The 7711-nt window shown below is 68.2% G+C and carries 6 protein-coding genes; 3 read left to right on the top strand and 3 right to left on the bottom strand.

Annotated elements, in window-relative coordinates; translation table 11 throughout:
• Window positions 1-882 (bottom strand): PucR family transcriptional regulator ligand-binding domain-containing protein (locus RCJ92_RS08540; protein WP_446754319.1); only part of this gene is annotated, 882 nt, incomplete at its 3' end.
• 124 nt (window positions 883-1006) lie between these two features.
• Here RCJ92_RS08540 and RCJ92_RS08535 point away from each other — a divergent pair.
• From RCJ92_RS08535 to RCJ92_RS08525, 3 genes are all read left to right on the top strand, one after another.
• The gene (locus RCJ92_RS08535) at window positions 1007-2515 is read left to right on the top strand and encodes a CoA-acylating methylmalonate-semialdehyde dehydrogenase (protein ID WP_138926713.1); all 1509 of its coding nucleotides are present in this window, start codon (window positions 1007-1009) and stop codon (window positions 2513-2515) included.
• 56 nt (window positions 2516-2571) lie between these two features.
• Entirely contained in the window at window positions 2572-3942 is a 1371-nt protein-coding gene (locus RCJ92_RS08530) for an aminotransferase class III-fold pyridoxal phosphate-dependent enzyme (protein ID WP_446754318.1), read from the top strand.
• Between the two features lie 132 nt (window positions 3943-4074).
• Window positions 4075-4530: a hypothetical protein gene (locus RCJ92_RS08525; RefSeq protein ID WP_421014152.1), complete on the top strand. Its 456-nt coding sequence runs from the start codon at window positions 4075-4077 to the stop codon at window positions 4528-4530.
• Between the two features lie 102 nt (window positions 4531-4632).
• On the opposite strand, the gene RCJ92_RS08520 is transcribed toward RCJ92_RS08525, so the two are convergent.
• Together RCJ92_RS08520 and RCJ92_RS08515 are read right to left on the bottom strand one after the other, a co-directional pair.
• Window positions 4633-6066 (bottom strand): aldehyde dehydrogenase family protein, encoded by a 1434-nt coding sequence (locus tag RCJ92_RS08520; RefSeq protein WP_396277119.1) that lies wholly within the window; start codon window positions 6064-6066, stop codon window positions 4633-4635.
• 151 nt (window positions 6067-6217) lie between these two features.
• Window positions 6218-7657 carry an APC family permease gene (locus tag RCJ92_RS08515; protein ID WP_138926717.1) on the bottom strand — a complete coding sequence of 480 codons (1440 nt, stop codon included), beginning with the start codon at window positions 7655-7657 and terminating at the stop codon, window positions 6218-6220.
• Between the last annotated feature and the right edge of the window lie 54 nt (window positions 7658-7711).

Raw genomic sequence — 7711 nt, 5'->3', positions numbered from 1 at the left:
CTCCCCGGCGGAGAGCGAATGGTGCTGCAGCAGTTCGTGCAGCAGTGAGGTGCGCGCCTGGTAGAGCAGTTCGCGCTGGTCGCGCCCGGAGAGCCGGGCAATGGTCAGCGTCTGACCGGCGCGTTCGAGCACCAGGGCGGCATTGGCTTCATCCTCCAGCCGGGCCGGCACCACCAGCCGGCCCCAACGGCTCTTGACCGCACCGACCGGGGTCTGCAGCCAGTCCTCGGCCCCGTGGCTGCGCCCGGTGGATTCGGCGTAGGCCACGAACCGCGAGCGGCTGATCCAGTGCTCCAGCACCGAGGCGGCCCCCTGCCCTGCCCCGGCGTGCGCGAGCACCCGGTGGCGGACGTCTTCGAGCACTACCGGGGCCTGCAGCAGTTCGGCGGTGCGCTCCACGATCATGTGTTCATCGGCTTCGCTCAGCGAGAGCTCGGTGAAGATCTCATGCACGTGCCGGGAGAACTCGACCACGCGCAACTGCTCGGCCACCAGCAGCTTGTGGATCACCTCGGTGATCTGCACGAACCGCACCCGCCGACGCAGCCAGATCACCGGCAGCCGGTGTCCGGCCGTGGCCTGTTCAAACAACCCCCGGCACACCTCAGGCTCGGCCGAGTAGTACTCGATCAGCACCCCGGCCGCCCCGGCCCGCTGCAGCTCGTCGAGGAATTCACGCAGCCGCCGTGGGCTGGGTTCCACGTTGCGCAGCGTGCTGAGCACCAGTTCCCCGCCTTCGAGCAGCCCGGCGTTGTCCGGGGATTCGGTGACGTGCACCCAGCGCACCGGACGGTGCAGATCCTGACTGCTCCCGTAGACCACCGGCTCCGCGGCGCGCACCACCTCCAGGTCCAGTACCTGCGCCATTGTCAGTTCACCCACGGCCAACCTTTACAGTTCGATAACTCCTTCAGGTAAATCATGACACGTTGCCTGTGTGGTTCGTCATATTTTTGGCCCATGATGTTTTCAAGAGCACCCGAACGTGCCGGAAAGGACCACCTCGATGACCACCACCATGACCGAAACCCTGCAGCACTGGGTCAACAACGCCGCCTTCTCCGGTGAGGGCCAGAGCCGCACCGGCAAGGTCTACAACCCGGCCACCGGCGAGGTCGCCCGCGAGGTCGCCCTGGCCTCGAAGGCCACCACCGAGGCCGCCATCGCCGCCGCGGCCACCGCCTTCCCGAAGTGGCGCGACACCTCCCTGGCCCGCCGCACCGCCATCATGTTCCGTTTCCGCGAGCTGCTGGCCGAGCGCAAGGGCGAACTGGCCGCCATCATCACCGCCGAGCACGGCAAGGTGCTGGATGACGCACTGGGCGAAGTGGCCCGCGGCATGGAGGTGGTCGAGCTGGCCTGCAACGCCCCCTACCTGCTCAAGGGCGAATACTCGGAAAACGCCTCCACCGGGGTGGACGTGCAGTCGCTGCGCCAGCCCGTGGGCGTCTCGGCGATCATCTCCCCGTTCAACTTCCCGGCCATGGTGCCGCTGTGGTTCTTCCCGGTGGCCATCGCCGCCGGCAACGCCGTGGTCCTCAAGCCCTCCGAGAAGGACCCGACCGCGGCGAACTGGCTGGCCGAGCTGTTCGCCGAGGCCGGGCTGCCCGAAGGCGTGCTGAACGTGGTGCACGGGGACAAGGAGGCGGTGGATACCCTGCTCACCGACGAGCGCATCGCCTCGGTCTCCTTCGTTGGCTCCACCCCGATCGCCCAGTACGTCTACTCGACCGGCACCGCCCACGGCAAGCGGGTCCAGGCCTTCGGCGGGGCGAAGAACCACATGCTGGTGCTGCCCGACGCCGACCTGGATCTGGCGGCCGACATGGCCGTGAACGCCGGCTATGGTGCCGCCGGCGAGCGCTGCATGGCCATCTCCGTGGTCGTGGCCCTGGAGCCGATCGCCGATGAGCTGGTGGCCAAGATCGCCGAACGCTCCAAGAAGCTGCGCGTGGGTGACGGCACCCGCGGCTGCGACATGGGCCCGCTGATCACCGGGGAACACCGCGACAAGGTCGCCGGGTACATCGATGCCGGCGTGGCCGCCGGGGCCGAACTGGTCCTGGACGGGCGAGAGGGTTCCACCGACGCGGACGGTGAGGGCTTCTTCCTGCACCCGACGCTGTTCGACAAGGTCGGCACCGACATGTCCATCTACACCGATGAGATCTTCGGCCCGGTGCTCTCGGTGGTGCGCGTGGAGAGCTTCAACGAGGGCATCGAGCTGATCAACGCCTCGAAGTACGGCAACGGCACCGCGATCTTCACCAACGACGGCGGCGCGGCCCGCCGCTTTGAAAACCAGATCCAGGTGGGCATGGTCGGGGTCAACGTCCCGATCCCGGTGCCGGTGGGCTACCACTCCTTCGGCGGCTGGAAGGCCTCCCTGTTTGGTGATCAGCACGCCTACGGGCCGGAGGGCTTCAAGTTCTTCACCCGCAACAAGGTCGTGACCAAGCGCTGGCTGGATCCCAGCCACGGCGGCATCAACCTCGGCTTCCCGCAGAACGACTAGCGCCGCGCCCCGGCGCACGTCACCCAACGCGTTTCGTTGAGTAAAGGAAAGAACTCATGACCGAACAACTGACCAGCGATCTCTCCGCCGAGCAGATCGCCGCGGGCCGGCGCGCCTACGAGCTGGACAAGGCGCACGTCTTCCACTCCTGGCAGGCCCAGGGCCCGTTCAGCCCGATGACGATCCTGAAGACCGAGGGCTCCCATGTCTGGGACGGCGAGGGGCGCAAGCTCATCGACATCTCCAGCCAGCTGGTGAACACCAACATCGGTCACCAGCACCCCAAGGTCATCGCCGCCATCCAGGAGCAGGCCGCCAAGATCGCCACGATCGCCCCGCAGCACGTCAGCGACGTGCGCTCCGAGGCGGCCCGGCTGATCGCCGAACGCACCCCCGGGGATCTGAACAAGATCTTCTTCACCAATGGCGGGGCGGACGCGGTGGAGCACGCGGTGCGCATGGCGCGGCTGCACACCGGGCGGAACAAGGTGCTTTCGGCCTACCGCTCCTACCACGGCGGCACCCACATGGCGGTGAACATCACCGGGGATCCGCGGCGCTTCGCCTCGGACAAGGCCACCGACGGGGTGGTGCACTTCTTCCCGGCCTACCCGTACCGTTCCTACTTCAACTCCACCACCGAGGCGGAGGAAACCGAGCGGGCGCTGAAGCACCTGGAGGACACGATCATCCTGGAGGGCCCGGGCACCATTGCCGCGCTGATCCTGGAAACGATCCCCGGCACCGCGGGCATCTACCTGCCCCCGCCCGGCTACCTGCAGGGGGTGCGCGAACTGACCCGCAAATACGGGATCGTGTACATCGCCGACGAGGTCATGGCCGGCTTCGGGCGCTCGGGTGAATGGTTCGCGGTGGACCACTGGAACGTCACCCCGGATCTGCTCACCTTCGCCAAGGGCGTGAACTCCGGCTACGTGCCGCTGGGCGGGGTGGCGATCAGCGAACCGATCTTCGAGACCTTCCGCGAGCAGGTCTACCCCGGCGGGCTGACCTACTCGGGGCACCCGCTGGCCTGCGCCGCGGCGGTGGCGACGATCAACGCCATGGAGGACGAGGGCATGATCGCCAACGCCAAGCGGTTGGGCGATGAGATCATCGGGCCACGGCTACGCCAGTTCGCCACCGATCACGCGGCGGTGGGCGAGGTGCGCGGCACCGGGGTGTTCTGGGCGATCGAGCTGGTCAAGAACCGGGCCACCCGAGAACCGCTGGCCCCCTACGGGGGCAGTTCGCCGCAGATGAACGAGGTGGTCACCGCGGCGAAGTCCGCCGGCCTGCTGCCCATGGCCAACTTCAACCGGCTGCACGTCGTGCCGGCGATGAACATCCCCGACGAGGTGCTCATCGAGGCACTGGACCGGCTGGAACAGGCCCTCATCGTGGCCGACCGCTTCGTCGAGGAATAGACGCAAAATCCGGCACAGCCCGGAAAAACACCGCGGTCCGGGTCCCCGGCAGGCCAGGGACCCGGACCGCGGTGCTGTTCCCGGCGTGGAGGCAACCCTTGACAGGGTGATCCGCTGCACTAGATTTGGACCATGGATGCACGGACATACGCTGAGGTGGACTACCTCACCCCGATGATGCATCTGGGGATCGCGGGCATCCTGGTGGTCTTTGGCATTCCGCTGCTGCTGCACGGGCTGTTCCGCCGACGCCGGTTCAGCCGGTTGCGCGACGGGGAACAGACGTGGAAGGCCCGCTCCTCCATCCGTATCGAGCTGCTCACCGGCGGTGTGGCGCTGCTGATCGCGGCCGTCTTTGGCGCCCTGTCGTGGAACGGCTACGAGCGCTCAACTCGCCACCTTGAGGCGAACATCGTCCAGCGCTACCACCCCAGCAGCTTCGAACTGGGCTACTGGAACGGCTCCTGGGCCACCATCGACATCACCTTGCCCGACGGCACCCGCTTCCCGGAGAGCATCGTGATGCTGCGCGCCGGCAGCGAACCGTTCATTGAGGACATCTGGTACCACCACAACCCCAAGCCCTGAACCTGGCCCCACCCCGGTTTCGGCCCCGCCGCACCGCACGTTAACGGCCACCGGCGCCGGACACGGTTTCCCGTGACCGGCGCCGGTGGGCGCAGCCTGGCGCTAGCTCTTGATGATCTGCGGCTGGGCCAGGGACTTCAGCCCGTCCAGGCCGAACTCCAGCCCGTAACCGGACTGCTTGGCCCCGCCGAACGGCACCCGCGGGTCAATGGTGCCGTGCGAGTTGATCCACACGGTGCCGGCCTGCAGCTGCGCGGCGACCTCCTGGGCCTTGGCCTTGTCGGCGGACCAGACCGAGGCGCCCAGGCCCACCTCCAGCGAGTTCGCCAGCTCGATCGCCTCCTGCACGTCCTTGACCTTCACGATCGGCAGGGCCGGGCCGAACTGCTCCTCGGTGACCAGGCGGTTCTGCGGGTCGATGTCCGCCACCAGGGTGGTGGGGTAGAAGTAGCCGGCCGCCTGCCCATCCGGGTTGGCGCCCAGCAGCACCCGCGCCCCGGAGTCCACCGCATCCTGCACCAGGTCCGCGACGATGTCGTACTGGGCCTTGTTCTGCAGCGGGCCGAGCACGTTCTGCTCCTCCAGGCCCACCCCCATCGGCATCTTCCCGGCGACCTCAACCAGCGCGTCGCACACCTGGTCGTAGATCGCCTCGGGCACGTAGAGGCGCTTCAGGGCCGCGCAGGTCTGCCCGGTGTTGATGAAGGCTCCCCAGAACAGGTCCTCGGCCACCGCTGCCGGGTCCACGTCCGGCAGCACCACGCCGGCGTCGTTGCCGCCCAGTTCCAGGGTCAGGCGCTTGACCGTGTCCGCGGAGGAGCGGATGATCGCCTTGCCGGTGCGGGTGGAGCCGGTGAACATGATCTTGGCGATCTGCGGATGGCTGGAAAGCTTCTCCCCCACCTCACGCCCGCCGGGCACCACGTGCAGCACGCCCTGGGGCAGCACCTGGTTGATCACGTGCACCAGGGCCACCACCGACAGCGGGGTGTACTCGCTGGGCTTCATCACCACGGTGTTGCCCATGCGCAGGCTCGGGGCCAGCTGCCAGATTGAAATCATCATCGGCCAGTTCCACGGGCCGATCGCGCCCACCACGCCCAGCGCCCGGTAGTGCTTGACGGCCAGGGTCTGCCCGTCATCGACCACGACCTCCGGCTCCACCTCATAGGCGGTGGCGGCGCGCAGCCAGCCCACCGCCCCGCCGACCTCGAAGCGGGCGTTCGGCCCGTTCAGCGGCTTGCCCTGCTCCCGGGAGAGCAGTTCGGCCAGCGCCTCGGCGTTGGCTTCGATGGCGTCGGCGGCAGCGTTCAGCAGGCGCTTGCGCTCCTCATGGCCCAGGGCGTCCCAGCCGGGCTGGGCGGCCCGGGCGGACTCGACGGCGGCGTCCAGGTCAGCGGCGGTGCCTTCGGCCACGCGGCCCACCAGCTCCCCGGTGGCCGGGTCGTGGACCTCGGTGCCCCCGGAGGCCGGCTGGATCGCGGCCAGCAGCTGCTCGGCGTTCGCGTACTGTACTTCGGTGTTGGCGGTAGTCATTGCTAACTCCTTCGACTCGGTCTGTTGCGGGCCCTGGATCGGGTGATCCCGCAGGTGGGCCTTGGTTCAATCATGCCAGCGGCGCACCGGGAGGACAGGCACCCGGTGCGGGCGGTGCCGGCGGTACGAGGTGGTGGCGGCCGGCCGGGGCCTAGCCGCGGTGGGCCGGCACCTCATCGCGGGCCGGGTCGTGCTGGTCCTGCCGGGAACGGCGGGCGATCAGGGCGATCAGGAAGCCGAGCACCCCGGGCAGCAGCACCACGGCCTGCAGCACGTACTGCAGCGGCCCGGCCTCCTCCATCCCGATCAGCACATCGAAGTTCACCACGATCTGGGTGAACACATAGCTCAAGGCGATCCCCGCGGCGATCGGGGCGATCACCCTGGTCAGCAGCGAGGCCTCAATGCGCCGGCGGGCGAAGTAACCGACCACCGCGAAGGAGGTCAGCGCCATCAGCAGCACCAGCCCGTAGGCCCCGGAATTGGTCATCCAGGTGAACATGGTCAGCACGATGAACATCGGATCCTTGCCGGTGGAGATCACGGCGAACACCGCGATCACCAGCAGCGCCAGCACCGACTGGGCCAGCGAGCCGGCCAGCGGGGCCTGGGTGCGGGCCGAGGTGCGGGCCAGGACCCGGGGCAGCGCGCCGCCGCGGCCCATCGCGTAGAAGTATCGGGCCACCACGTTGTGGAAGGCCAGCAGCGCGGCGAACAGGCTGGTGATGAACAGCAGGTTGGCCAGGTCGATGAACCAGCCCGGCGCATGGCTGGCCAGGAACACGAAGATCAGATCCGGGCCGTGCTCCTGGGAGGCGCCCACCACCTGGTCCGGCCCCAGGGCCACCAGCACCGCCCAGGAGGACAGGGCGTAGAAGCAGGCGATGATGCTCACCGCGATGATGGTGGCCAGCTGCGCGGTGCGCTTGGGGTCCTTGACCTCCTGGTTGTAGATCGTGCCGGACTCAAAGCCCATGAACGCGGCAATCGAGAACGCGAGCACCGCGCCGATGCCGGGCATGAACAGGTCCCCGGTGGCAAAGCCGGTGCTGCTGACCCCCTGCGGGGACTGGGCCACGGCCACCACGTCGAAGATGATCACCACCAGGAACTCCAGGCCCACCACGATGCCCAGCACCTTGGCGGAGAAGTCCACCCGGTTCACCCCCAGCATGGCCACCAGCGCCCAGGCGACCAGGGCGCACACCCACCACGGGATCGCGGTGCCCAGCACCGCGTTGACGAAGGAGGCCGCGGCGAAGCCGAACAGCCCGTAGATGCCGATCTGCATCAGGTTGTAGCTGACCACCGCCACCATCGCCGCACCCACCCCGGCCGGCTTGCCCAGCCCCTGGGCGATGTAGGCGTAGAAGGCGCCGGCGTTGCTCACGTGCCGGCTCATGGCGGTGTAGCCGATGGCGAACACCAGCAGGATCGCCCCGAGCACGACGAAGGACAGGGGCACCCCCAGCAGCCCGGTGACGGCGAAGTTGGTGCTCACCCCGCCGGCGACCACCGTCAGCGGCGCGCTGGCCGCGATGATCATGACAACGAGGGCCGGCACGGTCAAGGTGCGCTGTTCGATACCCATTGGTTTTCCCCATTCCAAACGATGACCATCCCAGCATCTGTGATGGGCGCCGCA

It is taken from the genome of Glutamicibacter sp. BSL13 (assembly GCF_052928425.1).
This window is presented reverse-complemented; position numbering and strand designations above follow the sequence as displayed.